Origin of the sequence: Promicromonospora sp. NPDC019610 (genome assembly GCF_044389365.1) — a bacterium.
Taxonomy (GTDB): domain Bacteria; phylum Actinomycetota; class Actinomycetes; order Actinomycetales; family Cellulomonadaceae; genus Promicromonospora.
This window is the reverse complement of sequence record NZ_JBIRXX010000002.1, coordinates 1,693,644-1,714,553: the sequence shown is the minus strand read 5'-3', so window position 1 is coordinate 1,714,553 and position 20,910 is coordinate 1,693,644. Positions and strand designations below refer to the sequence as shown.

Here is a 20,910-nt window from a genome sequence, read left to right as displayed (position 1 = left end):
GTGGGATGTTGACACGCCTTGGACGGGCGAGCCGCGCCGGAATCGACACCTCCCACTGCACTACTTTCCCGAGATCACCCGATGACCGCGACCGGCACCGCGATGGGCGTCCCGGAGCCGTCCCGGCGCTGGTCCACCTCGGGCAGCTCGACGGGCTGGCCGCCGGCGCCGAGCGCGCGCGGGGGAGTGGCGCCGACCCAGGCCAGGATGAGGCCGTCCTCACCCTTCAGGAGCCGCTGCGACCGGACGCCGCCGGTCGCCCGGCCCTTGCCCGGGTACAGCGCGAACGGCGTCACCTTGCCCGCGCCTGGTTCGATGCCCGGCAGCGCGTCGCCTGCGCCGGCGATCGTCACGACGGTCGCGTCGACCCCGGCCGGGACGGCGCCGAAGAACACGGCCCGCCCGCCCTCGGCGAGCTTGATGCCCGCCATGCCGCCTGCCGCGCGACCCTGCGGGCGCACGGACGACGCGGGGAAGTGCAGCAGCGAGGTGTCGTCGGCCACGAAGACCAGCTCGTCGTCGTCGGCCACGACGGCGGCACCGATCACGGAGTCGCCGTCCTTGAGCGCGATGACGGGCCACTCGTCGCCCTTGGCCGGGGCGTCGGACGGTGCGACCCGCTTGACGATGCCCTGCGCCGTCCCGACGGCGACGGTCGGCGCGTCGGCGCCGAGCCCCGTCACGGCCAGCACGCTCTCGCCGCGCTCCAGCTCCACGAGCTCGCTGACCGGGATGCCGCCCGACAGCGACGGCGCGCCGTCCGTCGGCGGGAGCGAGGGCAGGTCGAGCACGGAGATGCGCAGCATCCGCCCGGCGGACGTCACCAGGCCCACGTGACCGCGGGTGGACGCCGCGGCGTCGCCCCGCAGGGCGTCGTGCGCGGCGCGGTTGCCGTCACGCGGCACGGGGACGTCGTCGGGGAGCCGGGCCAGCAGGCCGGTGGCCGACAGGACCACGCGGGTGGGCTGGTCCTTGATCTGCAGGTCCAGCGGCTCGGACTGGCCTCGACGTCCGTTCGCCCGCCCGTTCGCGGGGGCCACGGCCACGGAGCCGACGGACCCGCCCGCTGCGTCGAGCAGCACGGTGCGGCGCGGCGTGCCGTACGTCTTGGCCACCTCGCCCATCTCGGTGCTCACGAGGCGGCGCAGCAGCTTCTCGTCGCCGAGGATCTGCTCCAGCTCCGCGATCTCGCGGCGCAGCTCCTCGGCCTCCTTCTCCAGCTCGATGCGGGAGAACTTGGTCAGGCGGCGCAGCTGCAGGTCGAGGATGTAGGACGCCTGCGGCTCGGACAGGTCGAAGATCTCGCGCAGCCGGTCGCGCGCGATGGCGGCGTCGTCGGACGAGCGGATGACCTGGATGACCTCGTCGATGTCGACGATCGCGATGAGCAGGCCGTCGACCAGGTGCAGCCGCTCCAACCGCTTGTCCAGGCGGTACTGCGAGCGGCGCCGTACCACCAGGATGCGGTGGTCCACCCAGACCCGCAGCATCTCGAGCAGGCCGAGCGTGCGCGGCTGGCCGTCGACCAGGGCCACGTTGTTGATGCCGAACGAGTCCTCGAGCGGCGTGACGCGGTAGAGCTGCTCCAGCACGGCGTCCGGGTCGAACCCGGTCTTGACCTCGATCACGAGGCGCAGCCCGTGCGTGCGGTCGGTGAGGTCCTGGACGTTGGCCACGCCCTGGATACGCTTGGCCTTGACGCCGTCGGCGATCTTCTCGATCACCTTCTCCGGGCCCACGAGGTAGGGCAGCTCGGTGACGACGATGCCCTTGCGGCGCGGCGTCACGTTCTCGATCCGCGCGGTGGCGCGGGTGCGGAAGCTGCCGCGACCCGTGCGGTAGCCGTCGCGCACGCCCTCCAGCCCGACGATCTTGCCGCCCGTGGGCAGGTCTGGCCCGGGCACGAACCGCTGCAGGTCCTCCAGCGTGGCCTCGGGGTTCTTGATCAGGTGCTGCGCCGCCGAGACGACCTCGACGAGATTGTGCGGCGCCATGTTCGTGGCCATGCCGACGGCGATGCCGGACGCGCCGTTGACCAGCAGGTTCGGGATCGCGGCGGGCAGCACCTCGGGCTGGGTGAGCTTGTTGTCGTAGTTCGGTACGAAGTCCACGACGTTCTCGTCGAGACCCGTGGTCATCGCCATCGACGGCGCCGCGAGCCGCGCCTCGGTGTACCGGGGGGCGGCGGGGCCGTCGTCGAGCGAGCCGAAGTTGCCGTGCCCGTCCACGAGCGGGAGCCGCAGCGAGAAGTCCTGTGCCAGGCGCACGAGCGCGTCGTAGATCGGGGCGTCACCGTGGGGGTGCAGCTTTCCCATGACCTCGCCGACGACGCGCGACGACTTGACGTGCGCGCGGTCGGGCCGCAGCCCCATGTCCGACATCATGTACAGGATGCGGCGCTGCACGGGCTTGAGGCCGTCACGTGCGTCGGGGAGCGCCCGCGAGTAGATGACGGAGTAGGCGTACTCGAGGAACGAGGCCTCCATCTCCGAGGCGACGTCGATGTCCACGACCTTCTCGTGGATCTCGCTCTCGTCGAGCGGCTGCGACGGCTTGCGCGCCATGGTTCGTGGGGCTCCTGGGCTCTGGGGCTGGACGTGGACAGGCAAACCGTACCTCGCGCCACCCACACTCCCCGCCGCGCACACGCCCCTGCGCACAGGAGGCTTTCACGGACGTCTCACCAGGTCATCGCCGAGCCGTGTGCACAGACCTCGTCCCACCTGGCAGTATTCAGGTATGCCCGAATTGCCGCTGGTCAGCAGGTCGACGACCGTTCCGGGCTGGCTCGCCAGGATCGGCCTCGCCTACGGCGTGGTCGGGCTCAGCGTGGTGCCCGTCCTGGTGCTCGGCGCCCTCGTCACGTGGTGGATGCAGTCGTGGCGCTGCGCCCAGCAGGAGTGGGGCTGCCTGGAGCAGGGCATCACCATGTGGGCGGGTCTGGCGATCCTCGCGGCGGTGCTGCACATCGTGGTCGCCATGCGGGTCGGGCTCGGCGTGGTGCACGGCCTGGTGGTCGTCGCGGTCGCCGCCGTCGCCGCGAACGTGGCGCCGTCGGTCGGGGCATGGCTGCTGCTCGCGGCGGGTCCTGCGGTCGCGGCGATCCTGACGGCGTCCGGCCCCAACCGGCGCCAGCGCCTCGTGCTCGTGGGCTTCGCCGTGATGCTGCTCGTGGGCATGGTCCTCGTGGGCTGAGCAGTGGGCCGAGCAGTGGGCCGAGCAGTGGGCCGAGCAGCGGGCCGACCGCCGGTCTGACGCCCGGGACGGCCGCGCCTCCGGCGGGGTCGTTAGCCTTGTCCCGTGGACCAGCCAGAACGGGCCGACCGGAAGGTGGGCACGGTGCGCTCGCCCTACGCGACCGGCTACCCGGTCGAGTGGGAGGCCGACGTGGTGCTGCGCGACGGCTCGACCGCGCACGTGCGCCCCATCCGGCCCGAGGACGCCGACGCGCTCCAGCGCTTCCAGATGGCCCAGTCCGAGCGCTCCACCTACCTGCGGTTCTTCGCCGCGCTGCAGCGCATCCCGGAGCGCCTGCTCACCCAGCTCGTCACGGTGGACCACGTGCGCCGGGCCGCGCTCGTCGCCGTCCGGCCGGGTACGGACGACGACGGCACGAGCCGCGAGGACATCGTCGGCGTCACGCGGTACGACGTGACCGACGACCAGCCGGGCCGCCGCACCGCCGAGGTAGCCTTCAACATCGCGGACGCGCTCCAGGGCCAGGGCCTCGGTTCCGTCCTGCTGGAGCACATCGCCGCGGCGGCGCGCGAGCGGGGCGTGCACCGGTTCATCGCCGAGGTGCTGCCGCAGAACCGCGCCATGCTGGGCGTCTTCCGGGAGGCGGGCTACGCCGTCGAGCAGCACCTGGACGACGGCGTGGTGACGGTCTCGGTCGACCTCGACCCCACGGACCGGTCCCGCGAGGTGATGGCCGACCGCGAGCACCGCACCGAGGCCCGCTCCATGCAGGGCCTGCTCTCGGCGCGGCGGGTGCTCCTGGTCGGCCCCGCGGGCACCGGCCAGTCCGCCGACGACACCACGATCGACGAGCTGCTCGTCGACCGCGTGCGCGAGGCCCACGCCGCCGACCCCGGCGACACCGAGCTCCTGGTGCTCGGCGACGACGTGACCTGGGCGGACCTCGCCCCCGACAGCAGCACCGGCCCCGACAGCAGCACCGGCCCCGACAGCAGCACCGGCCCGACCGGCGTCGACCTCGCCGTCGTCGCCGCCCCGCCCGACGAGGTGATCGACACCGTCCGCCGCCTGCGGGGGACGGGCGCCCACGGCGTCGTCGTGCTCTCGGCGGGCTGGGCCGAGGCCGGGCCGGCCGGCATGGCCCGCCGCCGCGAGCTGCTGCGCACCGCGCACGGCGAGGGCATGCGCGTGGTGGGCCCGGCGAGCTACGGCCTGCTCACCAACGTGCCGGGCGCGCGCCTGCGCGCGAGCCTGGCGCTGACCGCGCCGCGGCCGGGGCGCGTGGGCCTGTTCAGCCAGAGCGCCCCGACCGCCGTCACCGCGGCGGAGACGGTCAAGCGGCGCGGCCTGGGCTTGTCCACGCTGGTCTCCGCGGGGCACCGGGCCGACGTGTCGGGCAACGACGTCATGCAGTACTGGCAGGACGACCCGCACACCGACGTCGTGTGCCTGTACCTGGAGACGCTCGGCAACCCGCGCAAGTTCTCGCGCATCGCCCGCCGGCTCGCGCTGGTCAAGCCCGTCGTCGTGGTCGTGGCCGGGCGGCACGGCAGCGTGGTGCCGCCCGGCCACACCGTGCGCGCCACGCGCGCCCCGCGCCGGATGCTCGACGAGGTGCTGCGGCAGTCCGGCGTGATCCGCGCGGAGAACACGCACCAGCTCATGGACGTCGCGCAGGTGCTGGCGCACCAGCCGCTCCCCGCGGGCGGCCGGGTGGGCATCCTCGCCAGCTCGCCGTCGCTCGCCGCGCTCGTGGCCGACGCCGTGGCGGCCGCCGGCCTGACCGTCGTCGGGCCGCCGGAGTCGCTGTCGGCGGGGGCGCCCGACGACGAGATCGCCGCCGCCGTCGACGCCCTCTACGCGCCGGACGCGTGCGACGCCGTCGTCCTGGTGTCCGTGCCCGTGGTGCTGCCGCGCACCGAGGCGATGGCCCGCGCCGTGGCCGAGGCCGCTGCCCGCACGGGCCGCACCACCGTCGTCAGCGCGCTGGGCCTGCACGGCATGCCCGACGAGCTCGCGGCGAGCCACGACGGGCGCGAGGTGCGCCTGCCCGCCTTCTCCACGCCCGAGGACGCCGTCTGGGCCCTCGGCGAGGTGGTGCGCTACGCGCGGTGGCGCACCCAGGACCACGGCGCCCCGGTGCGCCCCGCCCTCCGGGAGGGCGTGTCCGACGGCGTGGCCCGCACCCAGGCGCGCACCCTCGTGGAGTCGCTGCTCGGGCGGCACCCCGACGGCACGGTCCTGGACCAGGAGGCGGCGACGGAGCTGCTCGCCTGCTACGGCCTGACCCTGTGGGGCTCCCGGCTCGTGCGGACGCCGCAGGAGGCGGTGGCCGCCGCGCAGGAGCTGGGCTGGCCGGTGGCGCTCAAGATCGCCTCGCCCGCGCTGCGGCACCGTGCCGACCTGGGCGGCGTGCGCCTCGACATCGCCGACGCCGAGGACCTGACGGAGGACGCCGAGCGCATGCTCGCCGCGGCGTCCGCCCTGCTGCCCGCGCCCGACCCGGTGCTGGAGGTGCAGGCCATGGCGCCCACGGGCGTGGCGTGCGTGGTGCGGTCCGTGGAGGACGAGCTGTTCGGGCCCGTGGTCTCGTTCGGGCTGGCGGGCGACGCCGTCGACCTGCTCGACGACGTGACCCACGGCGTGCCGCCCCTGACCGACGTGGACGTGGCCCGGATGGTGCGCGGCGTGCGCGCGGCGCCCCGGCTGTTCGGGTACCAGGGCGCGCCCGCCGCCGACGTCGCCGCCCTGGAGGACGTGCTGGCCCGCGTCTCGGTCATGGCGGAGGACCTGCCGGAGCTCGCGTCCGTGGAGCTGTACCCGGTGGCCGTGGCGGAGCGCGGCGCCTCCGTGCTGCACGCGACGATCCGGCTGCGCCCCGCCGAGCGCCGCACGGACGCCCTGCGCCGGGCGCTGCCGGGCTGAGCGCCTACTCCTGCCGCGTCGGGTCGCCGCCGAAGTTGGCGAACACGTCCGTCATGACCTCCCCGATGTCCTCGGCGCTCGTCGCGTCGTAGAACGCGCCGCCGGAGGCCGCCGCGATCTCCTCCAGTGCCCCGGTGGCGCTGGCCGCGTCGGCGCCGTAGGCCACCGTGTAGACCTGCACGCGATGGTCGTCGTTGTTCAGGCCGGGATCCCGCAGGTGCGCCAGCAGGCCGTCGAGACCGTCGGGGTCCTTGGTCTCCTCGCCGTCGCTCAGCACCACCACGGCGTTGATCCGGTCGGCCTCGTGCAGCTCGTGCGCCTGGTCGAAGGCCGTGGTCACGGCCCCGTACAGCGCGGTGTTGCCGTCCGCCCGCAGCGCGTCGACCACGCACGCGCGCAGCTCCGGCGCGGGCGTGTCCGCGCAGTCCGCGGCGACGCACCCGCCGGTCCGGTCCGCCGCGCACGGCGGCAGCGCGGCGGCCGCCTCCTGGTCGGTGGCCGGCAGCGCGCTCCGCACGTCGTCGGAGAACACCGTGATCCCGAGCCGGTCCGCAGGCGTCAGCATGCCGATCCCGAGGTTCGCGGCGTCCTGGGCGAGCTCCAGCTTGCTCGGCCCGCCCGCGCCCGCGGAGTCGCCCATCGAGCCGGAGACGTCGACCACGAGCGTCACGTTCGCCCGCCGCTGGATCCCGACCCAGGTGTCCAACATCGTGCCCAGCACGTCGGCCGGCGGCGCGGGCAGCAGGTCCTGCTCCTGGCCGGCACGGATCCCGAGCGTGCCCTCGAGGACGGCGGTGGGACTGGCCGGTTCAGCGGCGTCGCGGAAGCCGAGCTCGACGAACTTCGCCTGGGCGTCCGGCTCGCGCAGGTACGCGTAGAAGTCCTCGGCGGCCGCCCGCACGTCCGGGTCGCCCTGTTCGAGGAGGACGAACGGGTGGTCCAGGGCGAGGGACCCCTCCGTCGGGTACACCGCGGTCAGCGGGAGCCCGGGCGGGTCGTCGCACCGCAGCTCCTCGATCTGCCCGCCCTCGGGCACGTTGCAGTTGTACAGGTGGATGAGCTGCTCCTGCACGACGACGGCGTTCAGCGGGCGCTCGCCGTCCACCCCGTCGGCCTGCCCCTCGTCGTAGATCTCCCGCATGAACCCGGTCGCCTCGAGACCGTAGCGCTGGACCGACTGCTCGACGCCGTGCACGAAGCTGCCCACCTCGGTGTCGGTCACGAGGCCGGCGACCTCCGCCCAGTCCGGCTCGGGCGTGAGCACCTCCGCGTACCCCGCCGCCGACATCCCCGCGTAGTAGGTGGCGACCGTGGCCGCGAGCCCGGACGACGAGTTGTGCGGGTTGTCGCGGCCGAGGACGAACGCCGTGTCCGCGGACAGCTCGCTCAGCCGGGCCCAGTCCTCCTCGCCCTCGGGGAACAGCTCGTCCCGGTCCGCGGCCGGTACCGCGATCGCGAGGACGCTGCTGGTCACGGAGCCGAGCCGGTCGTCGTCCGGCACCGCCTCCGGCCGCTCGGCGGCCACCTGGTCCACGGACATGCTCGACGTCGGCAGCCAGACGTCGGGCCGGTCCCCGCCGGTGACCGCGGCGTCGGCGGACTGCCAGTCGTCGGCGAGCGCGGCGGCGGCGACCCCGGAGGTCAGCCCGGTGACCCGCACGTCGACGCACCGCCGGCCCACGCCGCGGCTGTTCTCGAAGTCCTGGGCGAGCTCCGCGACGAGCTCGTCCTTCTCCGTGGACACCGTGGTGTCCAGGACCACGCAGTTCCCCGACACCCCTGGCAGGACGCCGCCGCCCAGCAGCCACAGCGCGAGGGGGACGCCGACGCCCAGCACCGCCAGCCCGACGGCGGCCGGCTTCCAGGCCCGCCGCACGAGCCCCGCGAGCCCGGAACCGAGCTTCCGCAGCCGCGGCCCGACCCGCTCGAGCAGCGTGGCGGGCGGGAGCAGCCCCCGGATGACGTCGGAGGGGACCGCCAGCGCGTCGCTGTGCGCGCCCGCGACCGTGGTCTTGACGAGCATGCCCATGACGTTCGGGGTCCCGGGCACGATGACGGGGCCGCCGCTGAAGCCCGGCTGGAGGGGGACGCCGTCGGTCGAGTTGAGCTGCAGGCGGTCGTGCCCGACGCGGCCGGCCACGACGGACTGGTTCCACGCCCCGCCGGCACGGGCCTCGGGATAGCCGTAGACGTCCACCTGGGTGCGCACCCGCGGCTCGACCAGGCGCAGCACGGTCAGGTTGTCCGGCATCCGCACGGTGCGCAGGACGCGCAGCACCGCCAGGTCCGCGTCGGCGTCGTCCACGACGACGCGGGCCGTCCTGCTGCGCCGGTCCGCATGGAACGTCACGGCGATCTCGGAGCCCTCCGCGACCACGCCCGGCAGCGCACGCAGGACGTGGTGGCACGTGACCACCGTGCGCGGTCCGACGGCGAACCCGACGCCGACCCGGCCGTCCGTGCCGCCGATGTCGACCAGCGCGGCGTTGGGGTCGGTCATCGGTCCCCGGCCGACCACGTGAGCCGGACGGTGAAGTTCACCTCGGCCGATCCGCTGGAGACGACCACCGACGAGCCGGCGGTGAGCTTGAGGCCGAACTCGACCTCCGCCGTGTCCGGGCCGGCCGACCGGGCCCAGCCCGCGAGCGTACCGAGCACCGGGCGCAGCTCGTCGAGCGCGGCGTCGAGGGTCGCCCCGGCGCGGCCGACGAACGCCCCGGGCCGGGCCGCGGGGACGAGCTCGTCGGTGACGGGCCGGGCGACCTCGACGAGGAACGAGTCGCCGTCGTCCAACGGCATCTCGATGACCTGGATCTGACTGGACATGTCCGAAATGCCTCCGACGCGTGGTGTGGGGAAGAGCGTAGTGGCGACCGCTGCTCCCGTCTCGTCTACCTGGGCACTTGCATCATGTGGACCTGACCTCCGCGTGGATGGGATGATTCCCCTCGTGCCCCATGCCCCGACCGATGCCCGTGACGACCTGACCGCCCACCTGCACCGGGCCGGCTACTACCCGGAGCTCGTCGCGGACGTGCTCGACGTGGCCCTGGCCGGCGAGGAGGTGGTGGCCCACCTCGTGCAGGCCGAGACCACCTTCGACTCGGAGGTGCGCCGCCACCTGACCGTCCTCGTGCTGACCCCGACCCGCCTGGTCACCGCACACGTCGACGACCACACGGGGGAGGACCCGGCGCGGTCCGGCTCGGCGTCCGCCACCACCGAGGTGGTGCCCGTGCGCGAGATCCGCTCCGTGGCGCTGACCCACGTGATCGCGGACCCGGCGCAGTACCCGCAGCGCGGGGCCACGCGCGAGGTCACGCTGGCCGTGGGCTGGGGCGCGGTCTCCCGCGTCGACCTGGAGCCCGCCTCCTGCGTGGACCCGAACTGCACGGCCGACCACGGCCTGACCGGCCAGGTGACGCCCGACGACGTGGTGGTCCGCGTCTCCGGCGAGGCCGAGGGCGACGCCGCCGTCCGGGCGGCCGTCGACTTCGCCCGGGCGCTGTCCCGGGCCACGTCTGCGTGAGCGCACCGCACCTGCCCGAGGGCCTGGTCGCGCCGTCCTACGACACGACCAGCCTCGCCGCCGTGCTGCCCGCCGCCGCGGGCGCCCTGGGCCACGACCTCAGCACGGCCACGGGCCTGACGGCGGCCGGCTGCCGCGCGGCCCTCGGCCTGCCCGACGCCGACCGTGTCGTCGTCGTGCTGGTGGACGGGCTCGGCATCCGCAACCTCGCCGAGCGCGGGGGCCACGCGCCGTTCCTGCGCGGCCTGCTGCGCGAGCGGGACGAGGCCGCCGCCACGCTCACCTCCAGCTTCCCGTCCACGACGGCGGCGGGCCTGAGCATCCTCGGGACCGGCACCGCCCCGGGCCGGACGGGCATGCTCGGCTACACGCAGCGCAACCCCGAGACCGGTGCCCTGGCCGCGGTGGTGCAGTGGCGCGACCTCGGCGATCCCGCCGACGTGCAGCGCGAGCCCACGGTCCTGGAGACGCTCGCCGCCGCCGGCACGCGGGTCGTGGCCCCCGGCCCGCGGAAGTTCGCGGGTTCCGGCATGAGCCAGGCCGCCCTGCGCGGCCCCGTGCACGTGGCCGCCGAGACGTTCGAGCAGCGCGTCGACGCCACCGTCGCGGCGCTGCGCCGGCCCGCCGACCCGGCGGGCAGCGGGCAGAGCCTGGTGTACCTGTACCAGGGCGACGTCGACAAGACCGGCCACGGCTTCGGCTGGGACTCGTGGCAGTGGGGCGACGCGCTGGAGGCGACGGACCGGGAGCTGCGCCGCCTGCTGCGCAGCGTGCCGCGCGGCACCCTGGTGCTGGTCACGGCCGACCACGGCCAGATCACGGCCGACCTGACCACGCAGTGGGACGTCGCGACCGACCCGGCCCTGCACCCCGGCGTGGCCCTGGTGGGCGGCGAGCCGCGCGCCCTGCACGTCTACACCGAGCCGGGCACCGACCCGGCCGACGTCGCGGCCCGGTGGGCCGAGCGGCTGGGCGACCACGCCCTGGTCGTGCTGCGGGAGCAGGTGGTGGCGGGCGGCTGGTTCGGGCCGGTCGCCGAGCACGTGCTGCCCGCCATCGGGGACGTCGTGGTGGCGATGACCGGCGCCGCCACCGTCGTCGACTCCCGGGTGCACTCCGCGAACGCGCGGGCGCTGCCCGGCGTGCACGGCTCCCTCACGCCGCACGAGATGCTCGTGCCGTTCCTGACCGCCCTCTCCTAGGAAGCTCTCGTGGCCCAGCTCGTCTTCTTCTCCGGGACCATGGACTCCGGCAAGTCCACGCTCGCCCTGCAGACCGACCACAACTTCCGCGCCCGCGGGCGCGAGGGGCTCATCTTCAGCCGGGGCGACCGGGCGGGCGCGGACCGGGTCTCCAGCCGGCTGGGCCTGGAGGTCGCGGCCGTCGAGGTGACCGACGACACCGACTTCTGGGTCGAGATCAGCGGCCGCCGCGCGGGCGGCGAGGCCGTCGACTACCTGGTCTGCGACGAGGCGCAGTTCTACTCGCCCGCGCAGGTGGAGCAGCTCGCCCGGCTGGTGGACGAGACGGAGATCGACATCTTCGCCTTCGGCATCACCACCGACTTCCGCACCCGGCTCTTCCCCGGCTCGGCCCGACTCATCGAGCTCGCCGACCGCGTCGAGCTGCTCCAGGTGCAGTCGCTGTGCTGGTGCGGCGCGCGCGCCACCCACAACGCGCGCACCGTGGACGGGATCATGGTCACCGAGGGGGAGCAGGTGGTGATCGGCGACGTCGGCCTCGCCGAGGTCGCGTACGAGGTGCTGTGCCGCCGGCACCACATGCGCCGCATGACGGCGCTCACCGCGCGCCGCCGGTCGGCGGACGAGTCCCTCTGGGGCTAGCAGGACCCCGGTACTAGACCTCCGGGCGCGACCCGAACACGATCTCGTCCCAGCTCGGCACCTGCGCGCGGGACTTGCGGCCGCGCTTGGGCGCGGGCCGCTTGGCGGCCGCCGGCTCCTTGTCCGGCACGTTCACCGGCTCCGGCTCCGGGGCCGGAGCGGGCTCGGGCTCCGGCGGCGGCGTCGCCTCCGGCTCGGACGGCGGGGGCGTGGCCGGCACGGGCCCCGGGATCTCCCACTGGCTCGGCCCCTCCCACTCGAGGTCGGCGGGGGAGTCCGGCACTGTGACGGACGGCATCCGGGGACGGGACCCCCCGCGGCGCGCGCCGATGTCGACCACGGCCGCGGCGGGCTCCGGCGCGGACTCGTCGGGCTCGTCCGGGCTCGCCGCCGAGCCCGGGCCCGCCGGCCCGCCGTCCAGGTGGTCGAGCTCCAGCAGGTCGGGCGGTCCGACGTCGGGCGCGGAACGCCGTGCGGGCCGCTGGCCGCGCCGCTCGGAGAGGTTGTCCAGCAGCAGGTCCGTGTCGTCGGGCTCGGGCGGGGCCGGCCGGGAGCCGCGCGCGCCCAGCCGCTGCGGCGGCAGGGTGGCGACGCCGGCGAGCGCCGGGCCCTCGTCGTCCTCGGGGAGGCCCAGCCAGCGAGCCTCGTCGTCGAGTGCCGTGACGAAGCCGCCGCGCGGCTCCAGCGACCAGCGGCCCTCCCGCGGCCGCTCGCCCGCGGTGAACTCGACCTGGACGATCCAGGGGTGGGTGCCCTCCCGGGTGGCGGTCCACCGCGCGTCGTCGGGCCGCACGCCGCGCGAGCGCAGGCGCTCGTCGGCGACCTCGCCGAGCGTGGTGGCGGTGTCGTCGTCGTTCAGCACGGCCTTGGCGCGTACGCGGGAGATCGCGTGCTCGCGCTCGGAGATGACGGGGTACTCGAAGCGCCGCACGTGCTCCACGGGCAGGCCCGAGGCCTCGGCGAGGGCCTCGCAGGTCTCGCCCGCGCGCAGGCGCGCCTGGATCTCGCGCGGGCGCAGGGTGGACTCCTCCTGGGCGCGGATCGACTCCATGCGCGGACGGTCGCCCCGGAGGGCGGCGCGCAGGGCGTCGGTGATCGGCAGGGTGCTCTGGGTGCCGTCGCGTGCGGCGAGGACGAGGCGTTCACCGTCCTCGTGCAGCCTCACCAGCTCCAGCTCGTCCATGCCAGTCCTCCCGGGGTAGTCCTGTGAGCCGAGCCTGCCACCGAGCGGGGGCGGCGCGGCGCAGGCGCGTCGGTGTGCCGCCGGATCGTAGCCCGCCGACGGGTGCGGCAGGATGGGCGCGTGATCTCACCCGCACCGCACGCGCTGCCCGACGGCGTCACCGTCACCGCCCTCCGCGACCTCGCCGTCCGCCTCGCGACGGCCGCCGGGAGCCTCGTGCGGGAGGGCAGACCGGAGCGGGTCGAGGTGGCCGCGACCAAGTCGAGCGACGTGGACCCCGTCACCGTCATGGACCGTGCCTCGGAGGAGCTGCTGCGCGAGATGATCGCCGCGGAGCGCCCGGACGACGCGATCCTGGGCGAGGAGGGCGACGACGTGGCCGGCACCAGCGGGCTGACCTGGGTGCTCGACCCGATCGACGGCACCGTGAACTACCTGTACGGCGTGGCGTCGTGGGCCGTGTCGGTGGCGGTCGTGGCGGGTCCGCCGGAGCCCGCGTCGTGGACCGTGCTGGCCGGGTGCGTGCACAGCGTCGCCGACGGGCGCACCTGGTCGGCCGGGCTGGGGGAGGGCGCCACGCGCGACGGCGCGCCGATCCGGTCGGGCGCCCCGGCGTCCCTCAGCACGTCCCTGGTGGGCACGGGCTTCGGGTACGACGCCGTGCGCCGGGCCGAGCAGGCCCAGGTCCTGGCGCAGGTGCTGCCCCGGATCCGGGACATCCGGCGGCTCGGCTCCGCCGCGATCGACCTGTGCCTGCTCGCCGACGGCTCGCTCGACCTGTACTACGAGCGCGGCCTGAACCCGTGGGACATGGCGGCGGGCGTGATCGTGGCCACCGAGGCGGGCGCCGTCGTGACCGGTCTGCGCGGCCGGCCCGCCGGCAACGCGATGACCGTCGCGGGCCCGCGCGAGCTCGTGGCGCAGCTCGCCGAGATCCTCGAGGCGGTGGACGCCGACGGCGCCGGGAGCCCCGTCGGCGGGTGATCTTTTTTATGACACACCCGTGCAAGAGCGGTCACCGTTGACCGGGGTCAAAAAGCCGAAAACGGGCCGTCGTCGCAGGTCAGAGCGTACGTGACCGGGGTTACACCGGTAGATGTAGCGCGCCTGACAGAAATGGTGCACAATCCGTGGGCCGACTCGGGAACAAAACCGGGGCCGTGTGCATTATCTGCGCGTACACCCGCTTGCGGTCGCTGTTCGACGGTGCTTGCGGTGTCCCGGCCGGGGCGGCGTCGAACCCCGGAAGTCCCGAACCCTTCCGGCGCGACCACCTACCGACGGAGAACACCACATGGCAACTGACTACGACGCCCCGCGTAAGAACGACGAGGATGTCGAGCAGGACTCGATCCAGGAGCTGCAGGCACGTCGTTCTGACAAGTCCTCGGGCGTTGTGGACGAGGACGAGACAGAAGCGGCCGAGGGCTTCGAGCTCCCGGGCGCCGACCTGTCGGGCGAGGAGCTCGCAGTACGGGTGCTGCCGCGTCAGGCGGACGAGTTCACGTGTTCGAGCTGCTTCCTGGTGCACCACCGCAGCCAGCTGGCCTACGAGAAGGCCGGCCAGATGATCTGCACGGAGTGCGCCGCCTGATCCACCAGGCCTTCGGCACTGACGACACGACCGGGCTGTCATGCGGTGCATGGCAGCCTTCGTCGTACCCGGGCCCGGGGCGGGGCCCGGGTCGGCGCTGCTCTGCTTGTCTGCCGCCCGAGCCTGCGGCTCAGTCGGTGAGGGCTTTGACCAGGAGCTCCGGGCGGCGCGTGGAGACCAGCCAGTAAGGGGTGGGGTCGGCCGGGTCGTCGACCGCGACCCGCACCCCGGTGCGCGCCCACGCGCGCAGGCAGACGTAGGCGCGTGCGTCCAGGCCGGGACCCAGCTCGTGCCGCATTGCGGCCACGTCCAAGGCCTGGGTCGTGCCCAGCAGCGCGACCGGGATGCGGGCGCTCCCGGCGCGCAGGACGCCGTCGGACACCTCGACGACCGGCGACGACACGGCCAGGGCGACCGCCGACCCGACGCACACCAGGAGCCCGACGGTGACCGCCGCGACCGCGTGCACGGGCCACAGCACGATCGCCCCGATGGCGCCCAGACCGACCGTGCCGAGCCAGCCACCGGGACCGGGGAGAAGACGCTCGTGGAAGGTGAGGGTGGTCGCCGTCATGGACACATCATCCCAGCCCCCGGCACCGCCCCGGCACTCTTGCGGCGGCGCGGGCCCAGGTGGCGTACTCTTCCGGCGTGCCCACCCCTGAGCCAGCTCACGACGGCAGCACGGTCGACGTGCTCATCCGCCTCCTGGACGACGTTCCCGTCCCCTCCTACGCCCATCCCGGCGACGCCGGCGCCGACCTGGTGACCACGGTCGACGTCGAGATCCCGCCGCAGGGGCGGGTGCTGGTGCCCACCGGGGTCTCGATCGCGCTGCCGGACGGCTACGCGGCGTTCGTGCACCCGCGCTCGGGCCTCGCGACGAAGCACGGCGTGACCATCGTGAACGCGCCGGGCACCGTGGACGCGGGCTACCGCGGCGAGATCAAGGTCACGCTGCTCAACACCGACACGACGCAGGCCGTGAAGCTGGTCCGGGGCGACCGGGTGGCGCAGCTCGTGATCCAGAAGGTCGAGCGCGCGCGGTTCGTGCCCGCGCAGACCCTGCCCGGTTCGCACCGGGGCGACGGCGGCTTCGGCTCCAGCGGCGGTTTCGCCGGGCGCTGAACGCGTGTCCAGTTCGGCGCCGGACAGGTCTAGGCTGTAAGTAACGAGCGGATAACGCCGCCCGGCGCAGTAATGCGTGCGCGCGGGTGGGGCGAGCAATGGACGAACGACGAAGGAGTGTGGCTGTGGGTCTGTTCAGCCGACGAGGTACGGCGGATGAGCCCGCCTCGGTCGAGTGGGCGTCGGTGGAGGCCGAGCAGCAGAAGCGGCCCCACGGACCCTTCGACCGGTCCCAGGTGGACGAGATGGGCCCCCGGGTCGACCTCGGTGCCATCTGGCTGCCGGTGATGCCCGGTCTCGAGCTCCGCATGGAGATCGACAAGAAGACGCAGAAGGTCACCGGGGTGACGGCCGCGCTGGAGGGGTCCAACCTCCAGATCCAGGCGTTCGCCGCGCCGCGCACCGAGGGCATCTGGGACGAGATCCGGCACGAGATCGCGCAGTCCGTCAGCGGGCAGGGCGGCATCGTGGACGACGTGCCCGGCGTGTTCGGCCGCGAGCTGCTGGTGCGCATGCCCGTGACGGGCCCCGACGGGCAGCCCGGCCAGCGGCCGGCGCGGTTCGTGGGCGTGGACGGCCCCCGCTGGTTCATCCGCGGCGTGCTCGCGGGCCGGGCGGCGCTCGACGCCGAGGCGGCCAAGCCGCTGGAGTCCGTGTTCGCGAACATCGTCGTGGTGCGGGACCAGAGCCCGCGCCCGCCGCGCGACCTGCTGCCCCTGGCGCTGCCGAAGTCGGCGCGCAAGGATGGTGCACAGCCGGCGCAGGAGCCGGCCGGTCCCCAGGGCGCCACGCCGCAGATGTCGGACTTCAACCCGTTGCGTCGCGGCCCTGAGATCACCCAGATCGGCTGACGAGGTGAACCACTGATGGGGCTCCGTTCGGCACTCGCCTCCCGCATCGCGGCGACGCTGGCCTCGAACGAGGAGGTCAGCGACACCGCGGAACGCGTGGACGCCTCCAAGAACATCGGCTGCGCGGCGGTCACGTCCGTGCCCACCCGCTCCCGGGGCAAGGTCGCGGGCGTGCTGCGCTCGGTCGTGCTGCGCCCGCGCGAGGGGGTGCCCACCCTGGAGGCGGAGCTCTTCGACGGCTCCGGGGCGCTGGACCTCGTGTGGCTCGGCCGCCGCACCATCGAGGGCATCGAGCCGGGCCGCCGGATCCGGGTCGAGGGCATGGTCTGCGACGTCGACGGGCGGCGCACCATGTTCAACCCGCGGTACGAGCTGAGGCCCCGGCCGGGCGAGGCACAATAGCCCCCATGAGCGATCCCGCACGTCCTGACGTGCCCCCGCAGCAGCCCGCGACACAGCCCGTAACCCAGTCCGCGGCTCGGCCCGCAGAGACCCCGGCGCGCGGCATGCGCGCCCTGGCCGGCGACGAGTTCTCGGCCGCGCAGGCCGTGGGCGGGTTGCGCGGCCTGGTCGAGGCGGTGCTGCCCGGCCTGGTGTTCGTGGTCGCGTTCGTGATCACCAACGACCTGACCGTCCCGCTGATCGCGTCGGTGGTCGCCGCCCTGGTGCTCGTCGTGGCGCGCCTGGTGCAGCGCACGCCGGTCACCCAGGCGCTGGGTGGCCTGCTCGGCATCGCCGTCGGTGTGGTCTGGGCCTGGACGTCGGGCGACGCGGAGGACTACTACGCGGGCGGCCTGCTGCTCAACGCCGGTTACCTCGTGGTGCTGCTCGGCACGATCCTCGCGCGCCGCCCCGCCGTCGGTTACGTGGTGGAGGCGCTGCGCGCCGGCCTGACGCCGGAGGCCGTGAAGGCCGACGCGGACCGCCCCGACGACCAGCCGTCGGTCTTCGCCGCGCTGACCGCCTGGCGGTCCGACCCGGCCAGGATGCGCATGTACTCGATCGCCACCTGGCTCTGGGTGGGGCTGTTCGCCCTGCGCCTCGCGGTCAAGACGCCGCTCTACTTCGCGGGCGACGTCGCCTGGCTCGGCACGTTCCACCTGCTGCTCGGCGTCCCGCTCTGGGCACTCGTGCTGTACCTGACCTGGTACGTCGTGCGCCGGCCGAAGGCCCCGGCGACCGCCTGAGACGGCGGCCGGCCGGGCCGGTTCAGCCCTTCGGCACCAGCAGCTTCTGCAGCGCGTCCGTGTCGGCGTCCGAGCCGGCGACCAGCAGCAGCTCGTCGCCGGCCTCCAGGGTGTCGTCCGGGCTCGGCACCAGCGGGCGGCCGTCACGCACGATCGTCGAGAGCGTGACGTCCGCCGGCCACACGACCTGGCCCACGCGCGTCCCCGCGACCCGAGAGTCGGCGGGCAGCGTCAGCTCCAGGATGTCGGCGCGCGACTGGCTGAAGCTGAAGATCTTCACGAGGTCGCCCACGGCGACGGCCTCCTCGACCATCGCGGTCATGATGCGCGGCGTCGAGACGGCGACGTCCACGCCCCACGACTGGTCGAACATCCACTCGTTCTTCGGGTTGTTCACGCGCGCGACCGTGCGCGGCACCCCGAACTCCGTCTTGCCCAGCAGCGAGAACACGAGGTTCACCTTGTCGTCGCCGGTGGCGCCCACGACGACGTCGGCCTGCTCCAGCTCGGACGCCTCCAGCGCGGGCAGCTCGCACGCGTCCGCGAGTACCCACTCCGCCTCGGGGACCTGCGAGACGCGCATGGCCGCCGGGTTCTTGTCGATGAGGGTGACCTCGTGCTCGTGGCTCAGCAGCTCGCGGGCGATCGAGCGGCCCACCGAGCCGGCCCCGGCGATGACGACGCGCATCAGTCCTCCTCGGCGGTCGGCGCGGCGGTGAGGATGCGCTCGATCTCGGCGGACCGGTCGGCCGCCATGAGCAGGTGGAGCACGTCGTTCTCCTGGAGCACGATGTCGGGCGTCGGCAGGATCGCCGACGAGTAGCGGGTCACGAAGGCGACGCGCGCCCCCGTGGCGGCCTCGATGTTGAGCACGGGCCGGCCGACCCACCGCCGGTGGTACTCGATCTGCGCGAGCCGCACCGTGCCGGACGGGTCGCGGTACTCGTCGGTGAAGCCCAGCGGCAGCATGCGGCGCAGCACCTGGTCCGCCGTCCAGCGCACCGTGGCGACGGTCGGGATGCCGAGCCGCTGGTAGATCTCGGCCCGGTGCGGGTCGTAGATCCGGGCCACGACGTTGTCCACCCCGTACGTCTCCCGGACCACGCGCGCGGACAGGATGTTGGAGTTGTCGCCGTCGGACACCGCCGCGAACGCGTACGTGTCCTCGATCCCTGCCTGCACGAGCGTGTCGCGGTCGAAGCCCACCCCGGTCACCTTCTTGCCGGAGAAGTCCGCAGGCAGACGCCGGAACGCGTCCGGGTTCTGGTCGATGACGGCGACGGAGTGTCCGCGGCCCTCGATCTCCTGGGCGAGGCTGGAGCCGACGCGGCCGCAGCCCATGATGACGAAGTGCACGGACGGAACGCTACCGCGCCGGGGGTGACGATGGTGCGCCGGGTGCGCCGGAGGCCATCGACGGGCATAGAGTCTTCCAACGTGTCGGACATCGTCGATGCGGCCAAACGACTTCTGGTCGGCCGCCCCATGCGCAGCGAGAGCCTGGGGCACACGCTGCTGCCCAAACGCATCGCGCTGCCGGTGTTCGCCTCGGACGCCCTCTCCTCGGTGGCGTACGCGCCGGACGAGATCCTGCTGACCCTGTCGCTGGCGGGTATCGCGGCCCTGGCGTTCTCCCCATGGGTCGGTCTCGTGGTGGTCGTGGTGCTGCTCATCGTGGTGGCGTCCTACCGGCAGAACGTGCACGCCTACCCCTCGGGCGGCGGCGACTACGAGGTCGCCACCACCAACCTCGGCCCCTCGGCGGGCATCGGCGTCGCCTCCGCGCTGCTGGTGGACTACGTGCTCACCGTGGCCGTGTCGATCTCGTCGGCGGCCCAGTACGCCTCCGCGGCCATCCCCGGGCTGCGGGGCCACGAGGCGCTCGCCGCCGTCATCGCGGTGTCGCTGCTCACCCTGGTCAACCTGCGCGGGGTCAAGGAGTCGGGCACGGCGTTCGCCATCCCGACCTACTGCTACATGGCGATCATCGGGGCCCTCATCGTCACGGGCGCGTTCCGGTTCTTCTCCGGCACGCTGCCCCAGGCGCAGAGCGCGGAGTTCGAGCTGTCCGCCGAGGCCGCGTTCGACCAGGGCCTGGTGGGTATCGCGGGCGCGTTCCTGCTGGCCCGGGCGTTCGCGTCCGGCTGCGCCGCCCTGACCGGCGTCGAGGCGATCAGCAACGGCGTGCCGGCGTTCCGCAAGCCCAAGTCGCGCAACGCCGCGACCACGCTGCTGCTGCTCGGCACCATCTCGGCCACGATGATCATGTCGATCCTCCTGCTGGCCCAGGCCACGGGCGTCCAGTTCGCGGAGGACCCGCACAGCCAGCTCACGCTCGACGGCGAGCCGGTCTCGGACCACTACGTGCAGATCCCGGTCATCGGCCAGCTCGCCGAGGCCGTCTTCTCGGGCTTCCCGCCCGCCTTCTACGCGGTCTCCGCCGTGACGGGCCTCATCCTGGTGCTCGCCGCGAACACGGCGTTCAACGGGTTCCCTGTGCTCGGCTCGATCCTCGGCCGGGACGGCTACCTGCCGCGCCAGCTCCACACCCGCGGCGACCGGCTCGCGTTCTCCAACGGCATCATCACCCTCGCCGTCGCGGCGATCGTGCTGATCGTGGTGTTCGACGCCGAGGTCACCCGGCTCATCCAGCTCTACATCGTGGGCGTGTTCGTGTCGTTCACGCTGTCCCAGCTCGGCATGCTGCGGCACTGGACGCGCGGGCTGCGTACCGAGCCCGACCCGGCGGCGCGCAGCCGGATGAAGCGCTCGCGCCTGGTCAACGGCGTCGGGTTCGGGCTCACCGGCATCGTGCTGATCATCGTGCTGCTCACCAAGTTCACCCACGGCGCCTGGATCACCCTGCTGGCCATGGGCGTGCTGTACGTCCTCATGCGTGCCATCCGCAAGCACTACGACCGCGTGCGCGACGAGCTGGAGCTCGACGACGTCTCCGCGGCGCGGGCGCTGCCGAGCCGCGTGCACGCCGTCGTGCTGGTCTCCAAGGTGCACAAGCCGACCATGCGCGCCCTGGCCTACGCGCGGGCCGCGCGGCCCAGCGTGCTGGAGGCCGTCAGCGTGGGCGTGGACCGCGAGGACGTCGAGAAGCTCACCGCCGAGTGGGAGGCCCTCGACCTGCCCGTCCCGCTGCGCATCCTGGACTCGCCCTTCCGCGAGATCACCCGCCCGGTGGTCAAGTACGTGCGGTCCGTGCACCGCGAGTCGCCGCGCGACCTCGTCATCGTCTACATCCCGGAGTACGTGGTCGGGCACTGGTGGGAGCAGCTCCTGCACAACCAGTCGGCGCTGCGCCTGAAGGGCAGCCTGCTGTTCACGCCCGGCGTCGTGGTGGCCTCCGTGCCGTGGCAGCTCGCCTCGACGCGCGGGCAGACCGGGCTGGAGGGCGACACCTTCCTGCGCGGCCGCAGGATGTGACGCCGCCGGACGTGACGCCGCCGGATGTGACGCCGC

19 protein-coding genes are annotated in these 20,910 nt (G+C 73.9%); 12 read left to right on the top strand and 7 right to left on the bottom strand.

All coding sequences use genetic code 11. From position 1 onward, the window contains the following. Nucleotides 1–74 precede the first annotated feature (74 nt). Complete coding sequence (locus tag ACH45N_RS19320) at nucleotides 75–2,564, bottom strand: DNA topoisomerase (ATP-hydrolyzing) subunit A (RefSeq protein WP_397396759.1); 2,490 nt, start codon at nucleotides 2,562–2,564, stop codon at nucleotides 75–77. A 175-nt stretch (nucleotides 2,565–2,739) separates the two neighbouring features. Here ACH45N_RS19320 and ACH45N_RS19315 point away from each other — a divergent pair, with 175 nt between their 5' ends. Together ACH45N_RS19315 and ACH45N_RS19310 are read left to right on the top strand one after the other, a co-directional pair. Then, nucleotides 2,740–3,195 (top strand): hypothetical protein, encoded by a 456-nt coding sequence (locus ACH45N_RS19315; protein ID WP_397396757.1) that lies wholly within the window; start codon nucleotides 2,740–2,742, stop codon nucleotides 3,193–3,195. Nucleotides 3,196–3,300: 105 nt separating this feature from the next. Next, the gene (locus tag ACH45N_RS19310) at nucleotides 3,301–6,123 is read left to right on the top strand and encodes a GNAT family N-acetyltransferase (RefSeq protein WP_397396755.1); all 2,823 of its coding nucleotides are present in this window, start codon (nucleotides 3,301–3,303) and stop codon (nucleotides 6,121–6,123) included. A 4-nt stretch (nucleotides 6,124–6,127) separates the two neighbouring features. Here the strand turns inward: ACH45N_RS19310 and ACH45N_RS19305 are convergent, their stop codons facing one another. Beyond that, nucleotides 6,128–8,623 carry a substrate-binding domain-containing protein gene (locus ACH45N_RS19305; protein WP_397396753.1) on the bottom strand — a complete coding sequence of 832 codons (2,496 nt, stop codon included), beginning with the start codon at nucleotides 8,621–8,623 and terminating at the stop codon, nucleotides 6,128–6,130. Then, nucleotides 8,620–8,949, bottom strand: a complete 330-nt coding sequence (locus tag ACH45N_RS19300) for a CU044_2847 family protein (RefSeq protein WP_397396751.1) — start codon at nucleotides 8,947–8,949, stop codon at nucleotides 8,620–8,622. The genes ACH45N_RS19305 and ACH45N_RS19300 overlap by 4 nt, the downstream gene beginning before the upstream one ends. 124 nt (nucleotides 8,950–9,073) lie before the next feature. Between ACH45N_RS19300 and ACH45N_RS19295 the strand changes: the two genes are divergently transcribed. The 3 genes from ACH45N_RS19295 to ACH45N_RS19285 are packed head-to-tail and all read left to right on the top strand — an operon-like array spanning nucleotide 9,074 to nucleotide 11,496. Then, nucleotides 9,074–9,652 carry a DUF5998 family protein gene (locus tag ACH45N_RS19295; protein WP_357476849.1) on the top strand — a complete coding sequence of 193 codons (579 nt, stop codon included), beginning with the start codon at nucleotides 9,074–9,076 and terminating at the stop codon, nucleotides 9,650–9,652. Further along, on the top strand, nucleotides 9,649–10,854 hold the full coding sequence (locus ACH45N_RS19290; protein ID WP_397396749.1) for an alkaline phosphatase family protein: 1,206 nt from the start codon (nucleotides 9,649–9,651) through the stop codon (nucleotides 10,852–10,854). The genes ACH45N_RS19295 and ACH45N_RS19290 overlap by 4 nt, the downstream gene beginning before the upstream one ends. Before the next feature lie 9 nt (nucleotides 10,855–10,863). Next, nucleotides 10,864–11,496 (top strand): thymidine kinase, encoded by a 633-nt coding sequence (locus ACH45N_RS19285; protein ID WP_285103576.1) that lies wholly within the window; start codon nucleotides 10,864–10,866, stop codon nucleotides 11,494–11,496. Between the two features lie 13 nt (nucleotides 11,497–11,509). On the opposite strand, the gene sepH is transcribed toward ACH45N_RS19285, so the two are convergent. Beyond that, nucleotides 11,510–12,679, bottom strand: coding sequence for a septation protein SepH (gene sepH, locus ACH45N_RS19280; protein ID WP_397396747.1), 1,170 nt, complete (start codon nucleotides 12,677–12,679; stop codon nucleotides 11,510–11,512). Between the two features lie 120 nt (nucleotides 12,680–12,799). Between sepH and ACH45N_RS19275 the strand changes: the two genes are divergently transcribed. Both ACH45N_RS19275 and ACH45N_RS19270 read left to right on the top strand, forming a co-directional pair. After that, the gene (locus tag ACH45N_RS19275; protein WP_397396745.1) at nucleotides 12,800–13,663 is read left to right on the top strand and encodes an inositol monophosphatase family protein; all 864 of its coding nucleotides are present in this window, start codon (nucleotides 12,800–12,802) and stop codon (nucleotides 13,661–13,663) included. Nucleotides 13,664–13,973: 310 nt separating this feature from the next. Then, the gene (locus ACH45N_RS19270) at nucleotides 13,974–14,273 is read left to right on the top strand and encodes a DUF4193 domain-containing protein (protein ID WP_020014531.1); all 300 of its coding nucleotides are present in this window, start codon (nucleotides 13,974–13,976) and stop codon (nucleotides 14,271–14,273) included. A gap of 130 nt (nucleotides 14,274–14,403) precedes the next feature. On the opposite strand, the gene ACH45N_RS19265 is transcribed toward ACH45N_RS19270, so the two are convergent. Further along, nucleotides 14,404–14,847, bottom strand: a complete 444-nt coding sequence (locus tag ACH45N_RS19265) for a DUF3093 domain-containing protein (protein ID WP_397396743.1) — start codon at nucleotides 14,845–14,847, stop codon at nucleotides 14,404–14,406. A 77-nt stretch (nucleotides 14,848–14,924) separates the two neighbouring features. Here ACH45N_RS19265 and dut point away from each other — a divergent pair, with 77 nt between their 5' ends. From dut to ACH45N_RS19245, 4 genes are all read left to right on the top strand, one after another. Beyond that, nucleotides 14,925–15,401, top strand: coding sequence for a dUTP diphosphatase (dut, locus tag ACH45N_RS19260; RefSeq protein WP_397396741.1), 477 nt, complete (start codon nucleotides 14,925–14,927; stop codon nucleotides 15,399–15,401). 125 nt (nucleotides 15,402–15,526) lie between these two features. After that, nucleotides 15,527–16,252: a DUF3710 domain-containing protein gene (locus tag ACH45N_RS19255; protein ID WP_397396739.1), complete on the top strand. Its 726-nt coding sequence runs from the start codon at nucleotides 15,527–15,529 to the stop codon at nucleotides 16,250–16,252. Nucleotides 16,253–16,267: 15 nt separating this feature from the next. Beyond that, nucleotides 16,268–16,654, top strand: coding sequence for an OB-fold nucleic acid binding domain-containing protein (locus tag ACH45N_RS19250; RefSeq protein ID WP_397396737.1), 387 nt, complete (start codon nucleotides 16,268–16,270; stop codon nucleotides 16,652–16,654). 5 nt (nucleotides 16,655–16,659) lie between these two features. Beyond that, the gene (locus tag ACH45N_RS19245; protein ID WP_397396735.1) at nucleotides 16,660–17,439 is read left to right on the top strand and encodes a DUF3159 domain-containing protein; all 780 of its coding nucleotides are present in this window, start codon (nucleotides 16,660–16,662) and stop codon (nucleotides 17,437–17,439) included. Between the two features lie 22 nt (nucleotides 17,440–17,461). Here the strand turns inward: ACH45N_RS19245 and ACH45N_RS19240 are convergent, their stop codons facing one another. After that, nucleotides 17,462–18,127, bottom strand: coding sequence for a potassium channel family protein (locus tag ACH45N_RS19240; RefSeq protein ID WP_397396733.1), 666 nt, complete (start codon nucleotides 18,125–18,127; stop codon nucleotides 17,462–17,464). After that, entirely contained in the window at nucleotides 18,127–18,780 is a 654-nt protein-coding gene (locus ACH45N_RS19235; protein WP_397397522.1) for a potassium channel family protein, read from the bottom strand. Before ACH45N_RS19235 ends, ACH45N_RS19240 begins: the two co-directional genes overlap by 1 nt. 96 nt (nucleotides 18,781–18,876) lie before the next feature. Here ACH45N_RS19235 and ACH45N_RS19230 point away from each other — a divergent pair, with 96 nt between their 5' ends. Beyond that, the gene (locus tag ACH45N_RS19230) at nucleotides 18,877–20,874 is read left to right on the top strand and encodes an APC family permease (RefSeq protein ID WP_397396731.1); all 1,998 of its coding nucleotides are present in this window, start codon (nucleotides 18,877–18,879) and stop codon (nucleotides 20,872–20,874) included. Nucleotides 20,875–20,910: the final 36 nt, after the last annotated feature.

Coding starts and splice junctions, on each gene's coding strand:
- ACH45N_RS19245 (WP_397396735.1), top strand. CDS start 16,660: ATGAGCGATCCCGCACGTCCTGACGTGCCCCCGCAGCAGCCCGCGACA.
- sepH (WP_397396747.1), bottom strand. CDS start 12,679: ATGGACGAGCTGGAGCTGGTGAGGCTGCACGAGGACGGTGAACGCCTC.
- ACH45N_RS19265 (WP_397396743.1), bottom strand. CDS start 14,847: ATGACGGCGACCACCCTCACCTTCCACGAGCGTCTTCTCCCCGGTCCC.
- ACH45N_RS19270 (WP_020014531.1), top strand. CDS start 13,974: ATGGCAACTGACTACGACGCCCCGCGTAAGAACGACGAGGATGTCGAG.
- ACH45N_RS19320 (WP_397396759.1), bottom strand. CDS start 2,564: ATGGCGCGCAAGCCGTCGCAGCCGCTCGACGAGAGCGAGATCCACGAG.
- ACH45N_RS19240 (WP_397396733.1), bottom strand. CDS start 18,127: ATGCGCGTCGTCATCGCCGGGGCCGGCTCGGTGGGCCGCTCGATCGCC.
- ACH45N_RS19250 (WP_397396737.1), top strand. CDS start 16,268: ATGGGGCTCCGTTCGGCACTCGCCTCCCGCATCGCGGCGACGCTGGCC.
- ACH45N_RS19235 (WP_397397522.1), bottom strand. CDS start 18,780: ATGGGCTGCGGCCGCGTCGGCTCCAGCCTCGCCCAGGAGATCGAGGGC.
- ACH45N_RS19300 (WP_397396751.1), bottom strand. CDS start 8,949: ATGTCCAGTCAGATCCAGGTCATCGAGATGCCGTTGGACGACGGCGAC.
- ACH45N_RS19305 (WP_397396753.1), bottom strand. CDS start 8,623: ATGACCGACCCCAACGCCGCGCTGGTCGACATCGGCGGCACGGACGGC.
- ACH45N_RS19315 (WP_397396757.1), top strand. CDS start 2,740: ATGCCCGAATTGCCGCTGGTCAGCAGGTCGACGACCGTTCCGGGCTGG.